The organism is Paenibacillus sp. SRL342 (assembly GCF_984798905.1).
This window is the reverse complement of record NZ_OZ481790.1, coordinates 7,084,086-7,104,512: the sequence shown is the minus strand read 5'-3', so window position 1 is coordinate 7,104,512 and position 20,427 is coordinate 7,084,086. Positions and strand designations below refer to the sequence as shown.

General features: G+C 47.7%; 14 protein-coding genes and 1 pseudogene. 13 read left to right on the top strand and 2 right to left on the bottom strand.

What is annotated here, in order from left to right:
- The first annotated feature begins 1 nt into the window (after position 1).
- The 4 genes and pseudogenes from AC4E8D_RS31410 (at position 2) to AC4E8D_RS31395 (ending at position 5,534) form a co-directional block, all read left to right on the top strand.
- Positions 2-697 carry an L-ribulose-5-phosphate 4-epimerase gene (locus tag AC4E8D_RS31410; RefSeq protein ID WP_490205687.1) on the top strand — a complete coding sequence of 232 codons (696 nt, stop codon included), beginning with the start codon at positions 2-4 and terminating at the stop codon, positions 695-697.
- A 272-nt stretch (positions 698-969) separates the two neighbouring features.
- The gene (gene araA / locus AC4E8D_RS31405) at positions 970-2,388 is read left to right on the top strand and encodes an L-arabinose isomerase (protein ID WP_017691494.1); all 1,419 of its coding nucleotides are present in this window, start codon (positions 970-972) and stop codon (positions 2,386-2,388) included.
- Positions 2,389-2,553: 165 nt separating this feature from the next.
- Positions 2,554-3,303, top strand: a pseudogene (locus AC4E8D_RS31400) (AAC(3) family N-acetyltransferase); the annotation flags it as partial.
- Positions 3,304-3,839: 536 nt separating this feature from the next.
- A complete protein-coding gene (locus tag AC4E8D_RS31395; RefSeq protein WP_221820152.1) occupies positions 3,840-5,534 on the top strand; it encodes a histidine kinase N-terminal 7TM domain-containing diguanylate cyclase in 1,695 nt (564 codons plus the stop codon).
- 77 nt (positions 5,535-5,611) lie between these two features.
- On the opposite strand, the gene AC4E8D_RS31390 is transcribed toward AC4E8D_RS31395, so the two are convergent.
- On the bottom strand, positions 5,612-5,959 hold the full coding sequence (locus AC4E8D_RS31390; RefSeq protein ID WP_221820149.1) for a helix-turn-helix domain-containing protein: 348 nt from the start codon (positions 5,957-5,959) through the stop codon (positions 5,612-5,614).
- 164 nt (positions 5,960-6,123) lie between these two features.
- Between AC4E8D_RS31390 and AC4E8D_RS31385 the strand changes: the two genes are divergently transcribed.
- From AC4E8D_RS31385 to AC4E8D_RS31350, 8 genes are all read left to right on the top strand, one after another.
- Positions 6,124-6,927 carry a DNA-binding protein gene (locus AC4E8D_RS31385; protein WP_221820148.1) on the top strand — a complete coding sequence of 268 codons (804 nt, stop codon included), beginning with the start codon at positions 6,124-6,126 and terminating at the stop codon, positions 6,925-6,927.
- Positions 6,928-7,112: 185 nt separating this feature from the next.
- The gene (locus AC4E8D_RS31380) at positions 7,113-8,270 is read left to right on the top strand and encodes a WXG100 family type VII secretion target (protein WP_221820146.1); all 1,158 of its coding nucleotides are present in this window, start codon (positions 7,113-7,115) and stop codon (positions 8,268-8,270) included.
- A 498-nt stretch (positions 8,271-8,768) separates the two neighbouring features.
- The gene (gene nikA / locus AC4E8D_RS31375; protein ID WP_490205686.1) at positions 8,769-10,319 is read left to right on the top strand and encodes a nickel ABC transporter substrate-binding protein; all 1,551 of its coding nucleotides are present in this window, start codon (positions 8,769-8,771) and stop codon (positions 10,317-10,319) included.
- Positions 10,319-11,266, top strand: a complete 948-nt coding sequence (gene nikB / locus AC4E8D_RS31370; protein ID WP_339306263.1) for a nickel ABC transporter permease — start codon at positions 10,319-10,321, stop codon at positions 11,264-11,266. Before nikA ends, nikB begins: the two co-directional genes overlap by 1 nt.
- Positions 11,263-12,117, top strand: coding sequence for a nickel transporter permease (gene nikC / locus AC4E8D_RS31365; protein ID WP_339306261.1), 855 nt, complete (start codon positions 11,263-11,265; stop codon positions 12,115-12,117). The genes nikB and nikC overlap by 4 nt, the downstream gene beginning before the upstream one ends.
- Positions 12,114-12,914, top strand: a complete 801-nt coding sequence (locus tag AC4E8D_RS31360; RefSeq protein WP_490205685.1) for an ABC transporter ATP-binding protein — start codon at positions 12,114-12,116, stop codon at positions 12,912-12,914. The genes nikC and AC4E8D_RS31360 overlap by 4 nt, the downstream gene beginning before the upstream one ends.
- Positions 12,911-13,879: an ABC transporter ATP-binding protein gene (locus AC4E8D_RS31355; RefSeq protein ID WP_490205684.1), complete on the top strand. Its 969-nt coding sequence runs from the start codon at positions 12,911-12,913 to the stop codon at positions 13,877-13,879. Before AC4E8D_RS31360 ends, AC4E8D_RS31355 begins: the two co-directional genes overlap by 4 nt.
- 378 nt (positions 13,880-14,257) lie before the next feature.
- A complete protein-coding gene (locus tag AC4E8D_RS31350; protein ID WP_490205683.1) occupies positions 14,258-15,763 on the top strand; it encodes a malate:quinone oxidoreductase in 1,506 nt (501 codons plus the stop codon).
- A gap of 214 nt (positions 15,764-15,977) precedes the next feature.
- On the opposite strand, the gene AC4E8D_RS31345 is transcribed toward AC4E8D_RS31350, so the two are convergent.
- Positions 15,978-19,067 (bottom strand): hybrid sensor histidine kinase/response regulator, encoded by a 3,090-nt coding sequence (locus AC4E8D_RS31345; RefSeq protein WP_490205682.1) that lies wholly within the window; start codon positions 19,065-19,067, stop codon positions 15,978-15,980.
- 177 nt (positions 19,068-19,244) lie between these two features.
- Between AC4E8D_RS31345 and AC4E8D_RS31340 the strand changes: the two genes are divergently transcribed.
- Positions 19,245-20,381: a response regulator gene (locus tag AC4E8D_RS31340; RefSeq protein WP_490205681.1), complete on the top strand. Its 1,137-nt coding sequence runs from the start codon at positions 19,245-19,247 to the stop codon at positions 20,379-20,381.
- Positions 20,382-20,427 lie beyond the last annotated feature (46 nt).

The following is a 20,427-nucleotide window of genomic DNA, read 5'->3' as shown; positions in this document are numbered from 1 at the left end:
CATGTTAGAGCAACTGAAAGAAGAGGTATTCCAGGCGAATCTGGAACTGCCAAAGCACGGACTTGTGAAATTCACATGGGGTAACGTCAGTGCAATCGATCGGGAAAACGGTCTGTTCGTGATCAAACCAAGTGGCGTCAGCTACGATACGATGAAAGCTAGTGACATGGTTGTGGTCGATCTGGACGGTAACGTGGTGGAGGGTGAAATGAGACCTTCCTCGGATACCGCAACACACGCCGTACTATATAAGCATTACTCGGAGATTGGTGGCATTGTGCACACACACTCCACATGGGCGACCATCTGGGCGCAAGCCGGACTGGACGTACCTGTGATGGGCACCACGCATGCAGACACCTTCTATGGGGCGGTGCCTTGTGCACGTTTCCTGAATCAGGACGAGGTTGATCGCGGATACGAAGCGGAGACAGGACGCGTCATTATTGAAACGTTTGAACAGCGTGGAATTGATGTTATGGCGGTTCCAGCTGTACTGCTCCATGGTCACGCACCGTTTACGTGGGGGAAAGATGCCAAGTCTGCGGTGGTGAACAGTGTCGTACTGGAGGAAGTGTGCAAAATGAACCTGTACGCGCGGCAATTAAATAACTTCGCGAAAGAACTGCCGCAAGGCATCTTGGATAAACACTATCTGCGAAAACACGGAAAAGACGCGTATTACGGACAGAAGTAATTAGGTTATAACAGTGACTGGAAGCATGTCCTGGCTTCCAAGTGGTTTAGTGTGGGAATGATTTGTTCAACTATACTTTTTACACGATAACGGAGAAGACAGAAGAAAGCTGGAGAAGCGGAGCGTTCGCGTTTATCACAGGATTTTCCCTTTAAAAAAGGGAATCAAAAAAATCCGGGGATAACCAGCGATCGAAAGATTATTCTGGCTGCGCAGTGTGCTAGTGTAAACCCATTGGTTCAACTATAAAATAATGAAATGAGGATGATTATATGTCAGCAGCAAAAGAATTCTGGTTTGTGGTCGGTTCACAGCACTTGTACGGAGAAGAAGCACTGGGCGAAGTAAAAGCCAACGCACAGAAAATCACGGATGCCCTTAATGCAAGTGGCGTACTGCCGTACCCGCTCGTATTGCAGGATCTGGCGGTAAGTGCAGATAAAATCACGAGCACGATGAAGGAAGTCAACTATCGCGACGAAGTAGCAGGTGTGATTACGTGGATGCATACGTTCTCCCCGGCGAAAATGTGGATTCGTGGTACAAAATTGCTGCAAAAACCTTTGCTTCACTTGGCAACCCAATTCAACGAAAGCATTCCGTGGGCAACCATCGATATGGACTTCATGAACTTGAACCAAGCGGCACATGGTGACCGCGAATACGGCTTCATTAATGCCCGTCTGAGAAAACAAAATAAAATCGTTGTTGGCTACTGGGAGCGCCCAGAAGTGCAACAACAGGTTGCTGACTGGATGGACGTAGCGGTAGCTTATAATGAAAGCTTTAACATCAAAGTAGCGCGCTTCGGTGATAATATGCGTAACGTGGGTGTAACCGAAGGTGATAAAGTGGAAGCACAGATCCAATTCGGATGGACCGTTGATTACTTCGGCATTGGTGACCTCGTGCAATACGTGAACGCTGTAACAGAGCAGGAAATCGATGATCTGATCGCTCAGTATGGAGACCTGTATGAATTCGATTATGGCACGAACAGCAAGGAAGCTTGGGAAGCCAGTGTACGTGTGCAAGCGAGCTATGAGATTGCCATTAAACGTTTTCTGGACGAAGGTGGTTACAGTGCCTTCACTACAAACTTCGAAGATCTGCATGGCATGAAACAACTTCCGGGTCTGGCTGTACAACGCCTAATGGCTCAAGGGTACGGATTTGCCGGTGAGGGTGACTGGAAAACAGCTGCGCTGGATCGCTTGCTGAAAATCATGGCCCATAACGAGAACACAGGCTTCATGGAAGATTACACATACGAGATGGCCGCTGGACAGGAAGCGATCCTGCAATCTCACATGCTTGAAGTAGATCCTACACTCGCCAGCACGAAACCGAGAATCATCGTGTCTCCACTGGGCATTGGCGATCGTGAAGATCCGGCTCGTCTCGTATTCGATGGTAAAGCAGGCGAAGGTGTCGTGGTATCCATGGCAGACTTCGGTACACATTACAAACTGCTGATCAACGAAGTATCTGCATTTGAGCCAACCGTTCCAGCGCCTAACCTGCCTGTAGCGCGTGTATTGTGGAGCGTGAAGCCGAACTTCCAGGACGGGGTAAAAGCATGGATCGAAAATGGTGGCGGTCACCATACGGTTGTATCCTTGAACCTGACGACAGATCAGATCGTGACGTATGCGAAGCTGGTGAATCTGGAGTACGTTATTATTAAGTAAAAGTTGAGTGGCAGCTACTGCCTGAACTTATACAAATCTTTCTCTGTGGCCGGGGGTTAACCCTCGGCCCTTTGTTTGTTATGCTGAGAAGCATGATGTGAAACTGAGCATGGGTTTACTTTTTCATCGAGAAGAGATAAGAAATGTAGGAGGTAAGGAAAGGATATGTACACAAAAGAAAGCTTGATGCAGCATCTAGAACAGCTTGGTGTGGATAGGCAAGGCACGTTGCTCATTCACTCTTCCATGAAAAGTATAGGCGAGGTTGAAGGTGGAGCAGATACGGTGCTGGATGCCTGTAGCGACTATATGAAAGACGGATTGTTGGTGCTTCCCACTCATACGTGGTCTACCATTAATGCGGATAACCCAATGTTCCACGTGGAAAATTCTACCTGTTGTGTCGGTATTCTTCCTGAACTGTTTCGTAAACGTCCGGGCGTGGTTCGTTCGTGGCACCCAACGCACTCGGTAGCAGCACTTGGAAGGGATGCAGAGGCATTTACGAAGGATGATCATCTCTTCGACACACCATGTGCGAGAGGTTCAGCATGGGGGAAACTGCTTGACCGTAAGGCGACCATTCTTCTGGTAGGCGTTGATTTGAAGCGGAATACATTCATTCATGGGGTCGAAGAGTGGGTGGACATCCCTGGCAGAATGACGGACGAGCATGAGATGCTATATACGGTTTTACCAGATGGAAGTCAGATTTCAGTACCATCCCGCAGACATTGTGGGTTGCCATGGTCGGAGCATTTCTGGAAAGTAGATGAGGTACTGGTTCGCGAAGGTGCGATGCGTACAGGAAAGCTCGGCGATGCGGTCGTAAGAGTGTGTGATGCGGCTAAGACAGCAGAGGTAATTACGGAGATGCTCAAGCATAACCCAGACTTGTTCTCGGACAACGAACCATTCCATTCACCTAATTATGAAGTAGATCTAGTTGGGATGAGTCATGAAGCATATCTCAGAAACGAGGCGCGTTATAAGCTGCAATCGGAGCTGTTGGTCGCAGAGAAACAGGTCGCTGAAGGCGAACGGTTACTTAATCATGAGCAAGTTATAACCAAAATACTAGAAGAGTAGATGCAGCTTGATCAGCAGGTGAAGTATTACTGCCGGAGAGGTTAACTCCGCGAATAGTTTGGATTTTTTGAATAAAACAGGTTGCTGGCTGGCCGCTCAGTTGGACATGGGCGGTTTTTTTTGTGGAACAATCAGATTCCTTCACAAAAGCGCAAAATAGATCAACATTTCGATCAGAGGTTGGTCGGACTTCCAGTGTATGGGCTACTCACCCTCATAGTGGTGTGATAAGATATGGTTAAATTAACCAATAAGTTTGGCGTAGCAGAATTGTATAGGTGTTTATTGAAGTTTTATATACGTATCACTTAGAATCATGAACAACCACGTTGTCATTGTAGCATCTAAGAAGGAGAAGATTCGTGAACCCATTAGTATGGTATGATCTCTTTTTATTTGTCCTATTGTTTGGTGTAGGTGTATATGTGTTTGCTACGGTTAGAATTACGAACTTACATAAGGTATACTTTTTATTTCACGGGTTGATGATGCTCTGGCCTTTCTGTCAATTTGCGAGTACGCTCACGGATGATTCCGGTCTGCAGTTATTCTACATTACCTTATCTTTCGTCGCGGTCTCTCTGCTTGGGAGTGGGTGGCTTCTACTGACGATCTTTATTACCGGTTATTCAGAGCGTTTGAGTGCAAAAGGAACCTTCTTGCTATTTGTCCCTGCGGTGATCGGGGCTATATGTGTGGTCGTTAATCCATGGAACGAGTTCGTCATTCCACTGGAGGGCGGGTACATCGAGCGGGATTACGGTCTTTGGTTCTGGGTTGTGATGACTATTCTGGTGAGCTATTTCTTGACTTCTCTCGTGGTTCTATTCCGGGCGGTGTATTCTTCGCATACGTCTGCCATGATCAAAAAACAGGTGAGAATCACCCTGTGGGGCATCTTGGTGTTGGCTATTTTTGCAACAATTGATGCGATTCTGAATGTCGTTCTAGCCCGCTGGTTGCCGATCATTCCTGGCATGACTTCGCTGGGGATCTTTCTGTCGGACCTCTTCTTCGTCTATGTGATCAAAAGATACAATGTGTTCGATCTGGTCTCCATCGCTCATGAGGATGTTATCAATACCATTCCATATGGCATCCTGGTACTGGATGAGAATGAAGTCATTGTTGAAGCGAACAAAGCCTCACGATCCTTTATGGATCTGCATGTGGGGGATTCTTTTGATATGGAAGCCTTTCTGGAGTCTGTTCATGTTGTGGGCAGCTGTCGAGAGTTCGTGAATCATTATAAGAAAAAAGAAAATACCCTCTCTCACATTGAAGTGATCGTGGAGCGGGACAACAATATCCGGCACTATATCCTGCAATCTTCTCCGATTGTGGATTCGGCTCTTGTGCCGATCGGTCATATCCTTACGTTCCAGGATGTCTCGCAGGAGCGTTTCTACGTGAAAGAGATGAATCGCCAGAACGTAACGCTTCAGGAGCGAAATCAGGCGCTAGACCTGATCCGTCAGGAGTTATCCGAGGCCAATCGCAAACTGGAGGAACTGGCGCTGACGGACAGTTTAACCAACTGTTACAACCGTCGTTATCTGACCCAACATCTGAATCACGAGGTCATTACCAATATTCAATACAAAACACCATTTTCACTCCTGTTGCTCGATATCGACTACTTCAAAGCCATCAATGATCGCTACGGACATGTCATCGGGGATGAGGTGCTCGTTCGCACGGCGGAGGCCGTCAAACAATCGATTCGCAGTACCGATATCCTGACGCGTTATGGCGGGGAAGAGTTCATGATCTACCTTCCGCATACCGAGCATGACTTGGCGAACCAAATCGCAGAGCGCGTGAGAACAGCTGTGGAGTCCAACTTCATTATGGTGGATCACGAGAGTTTGCAGGTGTCGATTACGATTAGTATTGGAATTCTGGCCTTTGAGGATTTTGAAGTTGTGCATGTACCGGACAATCCGGAGGGGTATTTGACGCAACTGTTCGCTGCGGTGGATAAGGCCTTGTATCAGGCGAAGCAGAATGGGCGGAACAGAGTGGAGTTTGCGGAGTTTGAGCGGGAAGTTATTTGAAAAGAGAAATAAGAGAAGAGTGGAGACGTACTCCACTCTTTTTTGGTATTAAAGTAATGATGTTGATACAGATATATTTATTCGGAATTTTTATGTGATTTTTCGATAGCAATTAAAACTTCTTTGCTGATTTTAGTCAATGATAGGATTTCATCTGTACTTTTGCTGCTTATTAAAGTTATATGTTCGTCCAAGGCTCTTTTGTACTCAGAGTCTTCTTTGAATTTAAAGATTTCTTCAGCAGTGACCTGCAATCCATTGATTATTTTCTCAAGAGTCTCCAAAGAAATGTTACGATCTCCCCGTTCAACTCCACCAATATAGCTGTAATGAAGACCTGCTGCTTCCGCCAGTTGTTCCTGAGTCCAGCCTTTTGCCTTCCTTAACTCACGTATTCGATTTCCTACGTCCTCTGGTAAACTCATTTGATCACCTCCACTTAAGGTTAGAAGAGGTTATACAATCCTTACAGACTAATATACGCAAAGGAAATAATTATTAAACAGTACTTATGAGTACAATTTATATTGATCTTCTTTTGGTTTATCTATACAATTATAAGAAAATCGATAATTAAGGAGGATTATCTTTGCGGAAATCTATCCTAAAATCACTCAAACCTGACATCATTGTTGAAATGTTGGAGATGGCTGTGGCTTTTGAAAATTGGAACAAGGTGATGGAGAGGGCGAACATGTTATATCAATGTGTTCAGTCGATCCATGAAGAGCGGCAGGAGTATCAGTCAAAGGGAATGCATGCACTACATATACACATCGAGCGTCCCTTGGTTTACTATTACGGGTTCAGTCACTTAATGCGGGGTAGGGCTCACCAGAAGATGGGACAGGTAGATCAGGCGAGGGCATGTATCGATCAATATGCAGAACTGGGGTGGATGGAGGATCTGGATGAGGTAGGTATGCAGGTGGTTCAGGAGTTCAAGCATAAGGCACAGGTGAATCGGTATGCTCTTGAGATTGAAGCTGGGCAGGTGGAACTGCTGGAGGAGTTTGTGAACTTTTTGCTTGAGCATCGGGAGGAATGGTTGATGGGTCTGAAAGTGATTACGGAAGCAGCAGTGCGGCATAGGTGGCAGATTGATCGGGTTTTACATGTGTTTGAGGATCAGATGCTGGGCGATGGCACAGAAATGAATTCTTCAAACAACGATGATATGTACCATTTCTGTTATCAGCGAGCATTGTATGAACAGTGGATGGGAAGACCACAGGAGGCCGTGGAGTTCATTTTACAGGCGATCAGGTTAGCGGATAAGCTTGGGATGGATCGGTATTTTATAAAGTGCACGGCATTGTTGGAATCATTGCGGGAAGAGGCGACAGCGGAGCAGATTGGGCGGTATCGGGTGATGCTGGAGGAAATGAAGTAGGAGAGGTATTTACTGAAACTGGTAGGATATGCCTTGAAGTGGGTATATGCATATAGGACCATAGCACCGATAAGTAGCACAGATTGTGTTTTTAGCATGGTGAAATCAGGATGTTAGCCGGATAGTTTACATATTACACTTCTGCTAACATAGGATAATCCTATTTCGAATGAGCGGAGAAACGTATGAGTACAATCAAAGTTACCCCTGAACAACTACATCACGTATCGAATCAGGTGGATCAAGCCAGACAACAGTTGGAGAGTATACGAAGTGAACTGACGAGACAGATCATGTTCGTTCAGATGATGTGGATGGGCGCGACGCAGGAGCGATTTTACTATGAGTTCGAGCAGTCACGACCTATACTGGATAAAGCGCTGGAGAGTATGGTGAACACATCGAAGGAATTGAAGGATATCGCCACGCGTTTCCAAGATGCAGATGCTCAGAAGGGAAGTCTGGGTGGTGCGTTTGGAGCAGTCGGTGCTGCAGCTATGATGACCAAATCATCAGGTGATTCAGGTTCGGGTGACAAGGGCTATCGGATGGCGCAAGTCAATATGTTTGGTAAGTGGGTGTGGATGCCTGTCAACGAGAATGGTGTTGCGGATCAGGCTGCTCTTCAGGCTTATCAGAGGGATCAGGGAAATCTGGACTTTAATCGCATGCAAGCTGTGAACGTTGAACCGCCTGGAGAAGATATTTTTGCGTTACAGATCAAGGCATTTGAGATGGGCATTCATCCTACGACAGGAGAGGCTGTATCCGATAAGTATGCTCAGATGATGGTGACCTCTCTGAAGTTTAGTCAGATATTCATGGCGATTCAGATGGTTCGTGGGAATATGCCGGGACGTTCAGGACCATTTAAAACGTCGTCATCTGGTTTGGCATCTAAGATTCAGAATAATATAAACAAAGCTGAACAAAAGGCAGGTATAAGCAATAACAATGGCAATGACTTATATCGTAGAACTTCCAATACGGGAGCCTTCAAGGACTTATCTGAGCCTATGCAATTAAGACATGTTGATAAGGTAGCAGGAGATGCAGGAATAGGACTCAAAGGGGTAAAGATAGAAATAGTCCGGGATGCTGAGCTAGTAGGGAAGGATTTATATGGATGGGCTGATCCGAAAGGTAACAGGATAGTTCTCTATCCGGATGCATTTAGTAGTAAAGAGAATCTAGTTAAGACCCTAGGGCATGAGAGAATTCACATATATCAGACTAAGGTCTTTGGTAAGCCTCAAGATCCGGAAACATTGCTTGAGTATGAGAAAGGAGCCTATGGTTCAGAGAGCTCTTGGTGGGAGTATTATCAACGAAGGGAAAGATAACTATGACGAACTCTAAATTTAAAGATTGGATCAAGGTAAATACAGAGATCATTGAGAACTATCAAAATATATCTACTATTAAATGTCCTAACTGCCAAGAGACTAAAGTTAATTATCAGTATGTGGGAGACACACGTTCAAGAGTAGGTTTTTTAGACATATGGTGTAATTCTTGTCTTCAAGGAGTCCACATTTCTCGAACGAAAGTACCTGAACGCTTAAGTATGATTTCATTTGAAGAGGTAGATGAATATAAAAGAAGAGTGCCGAAGTATACTGCAGTAGAGCCTTTCTAACAATATTGAGCTAGAAAGCAAATCGTTAACAAGATAAGCCCTCATATGTAACAAAAAACATGAAGAATCCGCTCTCATTCGAGAGTCGGATTTTTTCTCGTTCTAACACCAATATAACTCTTGTCAAAACGTAATCATTACGATATGATAATACTCATTGTTTAGATCATAATGATTACGATTAAGAGAGAGGGGCATTACCTTGAATAAAAAGACGCCACTGCTAGCGCTGGTCTCCTTGGCCTTGAGCGCTGGACTGTTGAGCGCCTGCGGATCATCTGAGTCCAGTCCCGCTGCGCAACCATCCACTGATAATAAAAATGTTCACTTCCTATATAACTTCTCCACCAGCTCGCTAGATCCACATGTGGATTCCAGCTATGTGCCGCTGCGCGCGGGCATTACGGAAACGCTGGTTCGTCTCGATGAAGAGAACCTGACGGTTGCTCCATGGCTCGCCGAGAGCTGGGAGAGCGAAGATGGTCAGCATTGGACGATCGACCTGCGAGATGATGTGACCTTCCAGAACGGCAAGCCGATGACGGGTGAATCCGTTAAGGCATCCCTTGAGCGGGCGCTGGAAGAGAGTGTAGCGATCCAGAATGCGCTCAAGATCGATACGATTGAAGCCGAGGGTGACAAGCTGGAGATTACCACAACTCAGCCGTTCCCGGAGTTCGCTTCGGAACTGGTGAACCCCAACACGGCGATTATCGACGTGAGTGAGCCGGACATTGTGAACAAGCCCATTGGTACGGGCCCGTTCAAGCTGACCTCTTTTACCCCAGGCAGCAAGCTGCAACTGGATCGCTATGATGAATACTGGGACGGAGCATCGCCTCTGGATTCCATCACGTTCTCATTCAATGAAGATGCCAATGCCCGTACACTAGCGCTCAAATCTGGGCAGGTTGATATCGTATACCGTCCGGAGGTAGAGAGTCTCGAATCGCTCAAAGCGCTGGACGGCATGAAGGTTGAGTCCACATCGACATTCCGCGTGCATCAGCTAACGATGAACATGCAGCGGGAGAGTATGAAGGACCTCAATGTTCGTCGTGCGCTGGACGCGCTGATTGACCGTCAGGGTATCGTTGACACGATCCTGCTCGGCTACGGGGAAGCAGCCGTCGGTCCGTTCCTGCCATCGCTGCCGTTCGCGCCGAATTATGCAGAGACTGCTAAGCAATCCGGGCCTGACGCCGCAGTGAACTATCTTAAGGAAGCTGGATACGAGCTGCAAAATGGCGTGATGACGAAAGATGGCAAGCCGCTGCAATTGACGCTGCTGACGTATTCAGCTCGTGCCGATCTGCCACTGATTGCTCAAGTGTTCCAATCTGATGCCAAGAAGATCGGCATCGACGTGCAGATCCGCCAGATCGACACACCGGAAGATTATATGGCATCCAACCGTGACTGGGATATTGCAACGTATAGTAATTTGACAGCTCCGCGTGGGGATGCAGGCTATTACCTGAATGCGACGTACCATCCGAAAGGTGCTCTTAACTTCAGTGGATCGGAAGATCCAGAACTGACCAAGATCATCGACGAATTGAATCTCACAGTTGCACCGGAGAAGCGCGCAGAGCTTGCCGAGAAGGCAGCCAACTACGTGCATGACAACGTGCTGAATTCATTCGTGCTGCATCCTGGTACGATCGTTGCCTACAACGGCAAGAAGATCAAGAACTGGGTTACCACCCGCAGTGAATATTACATGATTACCAATAAGCTGGATGTGATGTAATGTTTCGCATTTTGCTTCGGAAGTTTCTTGAGGTATTTATCTTTCTGTTGTTCATTATGTTTGTGAGCTTCCTCTTCATTCGTCTGGCTCCGGGTGATCCCGTGCTGACGATAATGAACGTAGACGAACTGTCCGTCAGTCAGGAGCAGGTCGAAGCTGTACGCGAGGAGATGGGCTTCAACGATTCCCTACCTGTCCAGTTTGGCAACTGGTTGCTCGATTTCGTTCGGCTCGACTTCGGTGTATCGTATTCGACAGGCCAGCCTGTCATGCAGACCTTGATGCGTGCGCTGCCAGCCACAGCTGAACTGACGATTGGCGCACTGCTGGTCATGCTCGTCATAGCAATTCCTCTTGGCTCGCTATCAGCGCTCCATCGTGGCAGTTGGATTGACCGTGGCAGCCGGATGCTCTCCATTGTGGGTGCGGCGGTGCCAAGTTTCTGGCTGGGTCTGATCCTGATCGACATGTTCGGCGTACGCTTCGGTAATCTGCCAACCATGGGCCGGGATGGATTCACATCGCTTATTCTGCCATCTCTGACGCTGGGACTTGCCATCTCCAGCGTTTATGTGCGTCTTTTGCGTTCCAGCTTGCTGGATTCACTAAGTCAGGAGTTCGTTCGATCCGCCCGGGCAAGAGGGTTATCCGAAGGCCGGATCTTCATGCTTCACGCGTTTCGGCACAGTCTGCCGCCTGTCATTACGGTATTCGGCGTCAGTCTCGGCAGCCTGATTGGCGGAGTTGTTGTGATTGAAGTGTTGTTCGCTTATCCGGGCATCGGCAAGCTTGTCGTTGACGCCATCCGCCAGCGTGATTATCCACTGATTCAGGGTTACATTCTGATCATGGCTATCGTGGTATTTCTCGTGAATACGGCGGTTGATCTGTCGTACCGTTATTTGAATCCTGAAATGAAACTGAAGGAAAAGGAGGCCCACCGATGAAAACCATACCCCTGCCCATTCCAACGACAAAATCTAAAAAACATAGCTGGCAGGCGATCGTTGGTTTGCTATTTGCACTTCTGGTCATCGCGGCCTCCGTATATGCCTTTTTCGTTCTAAAACATGATCATACCTTAACTGATCTGCGCGGACGATTGCAGGGCGCAAGTGCTCTCCATCCGTTCGGCACCGATCATTTGGGCCGCGATGTACTGACACGTCTGCTGCTTGGCGGCGGCCAAACACTGGGTTATAGTCTGCTGGCACTCGGTGCTGCACTGCTGATCGGTATTCCGTTTGGACTGATCGCAGGATACAAACGTGGCTGGGTCGATAAGCTGTTCATGCGGATCGCTGATGCCTTTCTTGCTTTCCCTGATACCATCGTGGCGATTGTACTAAGTGGCTTGCTTGGCGCGGGAATCGGTAATTTGGTATTAGCGATCGTAATCGTAAAGTGGGTCAGCTACGCCCGTCTCGTTCGGAGTACAGTTTTATCTGAGTCACAAAAGGATTACATTCGCATCGCCCGGACCAACGGACTATCGGACGGTCGTATCATGAGAAAACATCTGCTTCCGCACATCGCAGGGCATGTGCTCGTGTTAGCCAGTCTCGATCTGGGCAAAATCATCCTGCTCATCTCTTCGTTGTCCTACATCGGCCTTGGTGCACAGCCACCAACACCTGAATGGGGTGCGATGCTGAACGACTCACGGCCTTACTTCCAGTCTCGACCAGAGCTGATGATCTATCCGGGCCTTGCCATTGTCTCGGTAGTCCTGCTTGCCAACATGCTGGGTGACTATCTGCGAGACCGGTTTGACGTGAAGAAGGAGGTGCAGCCATGATTCTCTCCATTGAGGAACTGAGCATCTCCAGTCGGGATCGTACGATTGTAGATCAAGTCTCTCTGGCTGTTCGCGAAGGTGAATTCATGGCATTGGTTGGTCAGAGCGGTAGTGGCAAAAGCTTGCTCTCGCAAGCGATTGGTCGTCTGCTGCCGCCCAACCTGCATGCGTCGGGACGAGTCATGTTCGAAGGCAGCAACCTGCTCGAACGGAAGCCGAAGGAGATGCGAGCCCTACGGGGAAGCCGCATCTCATATATTTTTCAAGACTATCAGGGAGCGTTTACGCCATTTCGCAGTATTGGTGGGCACTTTGATGAATACCAGAAGGTACATGGGGAAAAGTCTTCTGCCCTCCGTAAGAAAAGGGCTGAGGAAGCGCTGGAATCGGTTGGCCTTAGCGCTGAATTGCTGCGCCGCTATCCGTTCCAGTTGAGCGGTGGACAGCTTCAGCGGGCTTCAATTGCTACGTCACTGATGCTGTCTCCTCGTCTGCTGATTGCAGATGAAGCAACAACGGCACTGGACAGTGTGTCTGGGCATCGCGTATTGGAGTTGCTGGCACGCAAACAAGCGGAGACGGGATGTGCCATTCTGTTTATCACACATGATTGGCGCCATGTACGCCGCTATGCCAGCCGTTTGGCTGTGATGAAGGAAGGGCAGATTGTCGAATCTGGCGGAAAACATCGCATTCTTGACCATCCCCAGCATGAATATACGCGCCAGCTGATTGATGCGGCTCCCGTCCTGAGTCGTTCGCTGAAGTCAGGCTTGAAGGAGGCAGGAACGGAATGAAGATGAACGAAAATGAAAAACGCCGTGGACTCGTGCAGTCCGAAGATTCCGGTGTGCGAAGCCATGATTTTGCTAGAGACTTAAACCATACAGACACAGACAGTACAGTCATAGATATTACAGATACAGATCATGCAGACACAGATGCTGATATAGATACCACGGGTACAGGCAACGTTTCATCGCTCAGCATTTCCGGCGGCCCTGTGCTTCACGTGGAACATCTCAGCCGAACGTATGCAGGTGCAGACCGACCGGCTGTGAATGATATTTCCTTCACTCTGAACCACGGTGAATGCCTTGGCCTGGTTGGGGAGAGCGGCTGCGGCAAGAGTACACTCGCACGCTGTCTGTTGAGGATCGAAGATGCAGATGCAGGCTCGATTACACTGGGTGGACAGGATATTGCACGGCTGAGCGGCCGACGGTTGCGGCCACATCGCCGGAAGATTCAGATTGTTTTCCAGAATCCAATGGCTGCACTAAACCCGAAGCTCAAGATTGCTGATTCGCTGATTGATCCATACGAACAACTTGGACGGAACGCCGAGCTGTCCCACTTTACCTATACGTCGAAGGATGCTTACGTCCAAAAGCTGCTTGAAGCGGTCGAGCTTCCGAGCGATTTGGCTGGACGATACCCCCATGAGCTAAGTGGTGGCCAGCGTCAGCGGGTCACGATCGCACGTGCTATTGGCATTGAACCGGACGTTGTTGTACTGGATGAACCGACGGCCAGCCTGGACGTGATCTCGCAAGGTGCAGTTCTGCAATTGCTTACGGATCTCCGCACATCACTTGGTCTTTCATACGTGTTCATCTCTCATGATCTGGCTGCGGTACATCGCATGAGCCAGCGCATCATCGTTATGCGGGAAGGTGAGATCGTTGACCGCTTTGGCGCAGATGCGTTGTTCGCTGGAGAACGCCATGCGTATACAAAGGAACTAATTTCAATTTTCTGAGTACTCCCGGAAACGCCGGGGTTTGTAATCGTTAATTTATATATGAAGCCGCCTTACGAAGAGATTCGAAAGCGGCTTTTGGTGCATCCATTTGATCACCCAAGTCCCCCTAAAACCGGGTTCCTTTCTTTGTTTTGAACAAATATATCTTTCAGGCCTATAACCGGGCTAACGTTCCGATGTAAACTAGCGTATACTGATTGAATAGCAAATATCTTGAAATTGCATATTTAAATTGCTCTATATTATTGATACACTAGATCAAGGTTATAATCATTCAGAGAAGGTGCGATCCCGTTCAAGAATGGGCTTGCTGCAAATGCCAAATCGATAACGCTTACATCCTTTTGGCAAATATAGGATATAAGGACGGTAGACATGAGCCAGGGACAAACGAGTACAGATGTTATCTTGATTGGTGCCGGAATTATGAGTGCAACTTTGGGAACTTTGCTAAAAGAATTGGCACCAGACTGGAATATTAAGGTTTTCGAAAAGCTAGCCACTGCAGGAGAGGAAAGCTCCAACGAATGGAATAATGCCGGAACCGGGCATGCTGCATTGTGCGAACTTAACTATACCGTTGAACGACCAGACGGAACCGTAGATATTAGCAAAGCGATTAAAGTGAATGAACAATTTCAGATCTCAAAGCAATTTTGGTCCTATCTCGTCAATAGCCGTCTGATTCGTAATCCGCGGGACTTCATTATGCCGATTCCTCATTTGAGTTATGTACATGGAGAGAGCAATGTCCAGTTTTTGAAAAGACGGTATGACTCCTTGTCGAATCACCCGTTGTTCGCAGGCATGGAATTCTCGGATGACAAGAAAGAGCTGGCGAAATGGATGCCGCTGATGATGAAAGATCGTACCAGTAATGAACCTGTTGCAGCGACCAAAATTGACTCCGGTACGGACGTTAACTTTGGTGCTTTAACGCGTATGCTGATCAAACATTTGAAGGAACAACACGTGGGCATCCACTACCAACATAGCGTGAAGAATATGAAACGCACCAGCGATGGACAATGGGAATTATCCGTGAAAAACCTAAAGAGCGGTGCAGTCGAACGCCATAAGGCCAAATTCGTCTTTATCGGCGCGGGCGGTGGGAGTCTGCATTTGCTCCAGAAGACGGGCATTCCGGAAGGTAAACATATCGGTGGATTCCCGGTCAGTGGGATCTTTATGGTGTGCAAAAATCAAAAAGTCGTGGAACAGCATCATGCCAAAGTATATGGCAAGGCTTCGGTAGGCGCTCCGCCGATGTCGGTTCCGCATCTGGATACTCGATTTATCGACAATAAGAAGTCGCTGTTATTTGGGCCGTTTGCCGGGTTCTCGCCGAAGTTCCTGAAGACGGGTTCCAATGCTGACTTAATCACGTCGGTTAAGATGCATAATCTGCTTACGATGCTCGCAGCAGGTGTCAAAGAAATCTCTTTGACCAAATATCTGATCCAGCAACTGATGTTATCCAAAGAACAACGTATGGCTGAATTGCGTGACTTTGTTCCGGGTGCGAAGAGCGAGGATTGGGATATGGTTCTGGCGGGGCAGCGTGTGCAGGTGATCAAGGATACCGTCCAGGGCGGAAAGGGTACGCTCCAATTTGGTACGGAAGTGGTCACGTCTGCAGATGGAACGATTGCGGCTCTGCTAGGTGCATCACCGGGTGCATCCACCGCGGTTCAGGTCATGCTTGAGATTCTTCAACGGTGCTTCCCGCAGCATATGGAGGCATGGGAGCCGAAGATCAAGGAAATGATTCCTTCCTATGGCATATCCCTTGTGGAGAACCTGGATCTCCTCAAAAAGGTTCATTCTTCAACAGCCAAGGCGCTGGGATTATCGGATGAAAAACATGTCCTGCACGTATAACGATTAATCTAATCGTGTTAACAAGGATCAAGTCCAAAAAGAGAGCTAAGCCGGGATGAAACCCGTGCTTAGCTCTCTTTTGGTTTATTAGGTATATCTGAACCTGAAGCTGAACCTTTCCTTCACCATCGCATTCACGTTAGACCTTACACAAAACATACGGACACGGACTGTACGGAATGCCAGTTGTAGAGTTACAGAACGATCGTATCGCTTAGACTCCTGTGTTGCGGTCCAAAGGGATGACAAAGGAAACTTTTGTACCTTGGCCCGGCGAGCTGACGATGGTCAAACCTTGTCCGTACATCTGGGTCAACCGGCGATGTGTATTGGTTAATCCAATGCCTCCGGTTCCGCCGGGACCTTTCTTGGGCCAAGCCAGGGCCCGCTCGATCTGCTCGGGCTGCATCCCCACACCATCATCCTCGATTTCAATCAAGGTGGACGCTGCTTGGTTGATGATTCGGATATGCACGGTTCCACCCTCCACTTTGCTGAGAATACCATGTCGAACAGCATTCTCAATGAGCGGTTGAATGGTGAGTGGCGGCAGGGACAGATCAAGATCCTCTGGAATATCCCAGATAACATTTAGCCGGTCCATGAAACGTTCTTTCTCAATGTAGAGATAGGCGCGGGAAAGATCCAACTCATGAGTGACCTCCACCATTTTCTCCGAATTGACGAAATGAAAGCTGGTCTGAAGATACTCGATAAAAGCGTCACCCAGCTTCTGCATTCGCTCCGTGTCCATCTCACTAAGAACCATAATTGAATTGAGCGTATTAAAAAGGAAGTGTGGCTGAATCTGTGCTTGTAAGTAAGCAGCCTCCATGCGCAGTCGCTCATCAATGGATTGTTTCAGTACGATCAGAGACCCGATGCGATGCCTTAATTCAACGGCATCCACGGGCTTGGTGACATAGTCCGTAGCACCGGCCATGAATCCGGCGTATACATCCGCTGGTTCGTTACGGGCCGTCAGTAACAGGATGGGAAGCTCCGATACCGAATAACGCTTGCGTACGTTCTCGGTCAATTCATAACCGGACATATGGGGCATCATGACATCCGCAATCAGTAAATCCCAAGGCTCCTTATCCAGCAACTCTAGTGCTTCAAGTGCGGAAGCTGCTGGTTGAATGTGGTATGGTTCATTCGCAAGCATGGAGACTAGTACTCGCAGGTTTACAGGATCATCATCGACGGCAAGAATTCTTGCGGCAGTCTTATCTTGAGAGATGGTCTGCTGCTGCGGCTCTACAATCGCAATTTCATCGAAGCTGTGAGCGTCCCATTGCTGCTCAGTCTGGTCCGATAGCGATGCGGTACCTTCCCGTGGAAGCGAGATCTGGAAGGTTGATCCTTGTCCAGGTACAGATTGCACGGTGAGCTGACCGCCATGGAGCTCGGTGAGCTGCCTGCTGATATTAAGACCGAGGCCGATTCCTCCGCTTAAACGAGCCTCTGGGGTCCCTTGTTCATACGCCTCGAATATTCGCTGTTGTATCTCCTCACTTATACCAACACCTGTATCTGAGACTTGAATTACAATGCTTTCTCCATTTTCCCGGACAGATACGGTAATCGTACCCTCATCGGTAAATTTCAGTGCATTATGCAACAGGTTGTAGAGCACCTGAACGAGTCTTCTCTCATCGGCTTGAATTAAAGGCAGTGATTCAGGAATATCTACCTTCATGTGGACAGGCCTTCCCTCTGCCATGAATCGGAACATACCGATCACGCCTGGAATGACAGATGCAAGAGATAAAGGTTTCTTCTGAAGCGTAATGCGTTTTTCCTTCAAACGAATGACATCCAGGAGGTCATCAACGAGTTGAGACATGCGACGACCGATGGTAACTAACAGTTTCATGTCTTCTGCCTGCTGCCCACCTGATTTACGCCGTTCACGGACTGCAATACTCTCAGCAATGTTGATGATGCCATGCAGCGGTGTACGCAGCTCATGAGCCGTATTCACAAGAAATTGATCCTTCTGCCGATCCTCCTCTTTGAGCTGTTCGTACAACTGCTCAATCTCACTTGAATTGCGGAAGTATTTCCTGAACCAATAGGCGGAGAAGCCGAATATGGCCGCGATCACATCGATCGGATAATACACGTTGGTAATCTCGCTACGCGAGTTCACAATTCCCCATAACACGCTTGATAGGCTGCTAGTTGCCGCAAAGAGCAAAAAGCTGGCGTCACTTCGTTTCTCGGCTGCCATTCGGAAGAACAGGTACACAGACCAGCCAATGGCAAACAGATAAAGGATGTCAGATAGTCCAATCTCAAGTACATGGTAGATCAGGGTCACTGGTGCGACTAGCAGAAATAAACAGTAAGCGCCAAGCACGCTGGCATAGATACGGAACAGTGTACGCCCTTGTAGATTATGGGAGAAGCTTCTAGCCATCTGTATAAGGAAGAATGCGAACAACGGATAGGACAACGCTTTGGCCTTAACGATCCAAGTGAAGTTGAGTGGCATCCAACTCAATAACAGATTGTCATGGTCGGAGGCGACCGTTAGGGCAGCTACCAATGTTAGCATTGAGAACGTCAGCAGAGCTCGTTCCTTCCGGATAAACAGAAACATGACAAAAGCATATAAACTGTGCAAAACCAGTATGGCGAACGTGATCTTTTGCAGATCGATAGACAATCCTCGTTCACTTCCAATGGCTTCTGGAGAACCAAAATAGAGGGAGCGTGTGATCCCGCCGCTATAAGGGTCATCAAAGTTAGCTGTCTGCACCAGAAGATTGATTTCGGTGGAACCATCAAGCGCATAGGAAGTCGTAAATGCAGTCCTCTCCGGTCGATAGGCTTCAGCATGGGTAGCAGGTTGGCCGAATTCGGCCACAATGGTCCCGTTCATCTCGATGATCGATGATGTCTGGATTTTCTGACCCCAGAGAGCGATTTCCTTCACAGATGGATCTAAAAGTATGCGAAGATGATACGTTCCATATCCGAATGACGATGAGGATTGTGGTAATGCATTCCGCCAGTCACCGGGAACTTGAATCCGTGTGGATGGGTTGTCCGCTATCTTCGCGTCACGATTAGAGATTAACGCCTGGGGGTAAAATTCCCATTCTCCATCCAGGGATATGGGTGAAGCGTTGGCGAGGTCCCAGCCTCGGAGGTCCAACACGCCTTTAGCGGGTTCAGGATGTGCGGGTATAGTGAAAGACACGGACCATATCCAACGAAAGCCAAGTAAAATAGTCAGAAATAGAATTGACAACATTACATATCGGGGTATTTTTTTATAGGTTAATAGTTTCATGGCAGACTTTAGTTTTCGACAGTTTACTTCAAATTCCTGCATGCCCTCCGCCAAAGAAGAACATTTTTTTGAATACCGGAACATAGATTCTATATTTAAATGATAGCGGTCCCACGTCAGGATTTATGGTAAAATTATAGATTAAAGGGTGATCAGTGAGCCAGAGGAGTTGTGCATATGAGAGTGATTTTGGTAGATGATGAATATCTCGCTCTGAGCAGGTTGAACAAACTGTTGCAAGAGAGAGAGGATTGCGAAGTTATCGGCTCTTTTCTGACGGCACAGGAAGCCATAGATCAGATCGAAATTCATCTGCCGGAAATCGTCTTTATGGACGTTCAGATGCCGGGGATGAATGGGATTGAGGCGACCGAACGTATCCATGAGGTTTCTCCTGGAACAGAAGTTATTTTTACAACCGCATATAACGAACATGCACTCACGGCCTATGGGCTTGAAGTGCTGGATTATATTATGAAGCCTGTAACGCGTGACCGTTTGGAAAAAACGATGAAGATGTATCAACGCCGAACGGTGTCAGCAATTCTGAATATAGCAGAAGGGCCATCCATGTTGATCCGTTGTCTGGGGATGCTCCAAGTCCAAGTGCACCCCAATGAGCCGCCAAAACATATGAAATTCAGAACAACCAAGATTAGAGAGTTATTCGCTTATCTGCTCCACCATCGGAACAAGCCGATTAAGCGGGATACGTTACTTGAACTGTTGTGGCCAGAGTTGGATGAGCGGAGAGGTATATCCAATCTGCACAGTGGGATCCATCGCTTACGCAGCATGATGAACGAACTCATGGGTGAGGATAAGATGTCCATTCGCTATCAACAGTTTGGTTATCTATTGGAAACGGGTGAATTCAGGATTGACGCGGAAGAATGGGAGAGCCGTCTTAACCGATTGCCTCTATTATCTTCGTCTACAATAGCTGAACATCGACAGACCTCAGATCAATATGAAGGCAAATATTATGGTGAGGACGATTACATATGGGCTGAGCTGGAGCGTCAGCGCTTGCATGCACTCTGGCGTAATCACGCCATGCAACTTGCACAATACTATATTGAAATGGGACAGAATACGGAAGCACTCACGTTATATCACCGGGTACAGCAATTTGAGCCATCATTGGAGCAAGTTGGATTGGCCTTAATGAAGACCTATGATCGATTAGGCAATAAAGATCCTGTAATCGCACAATATAATCAGTTGGTCACTACGTTAGAACAAGAGGCGGGCATACGTCCTGGTCTGGAAGTTGAGTTGTGGTACCAGCAATGGAAACAATCAAATAGTTAATTGGAAATATACAGCCTTGCAGCTTCGTTTGCAAGGCTGTTTTTTT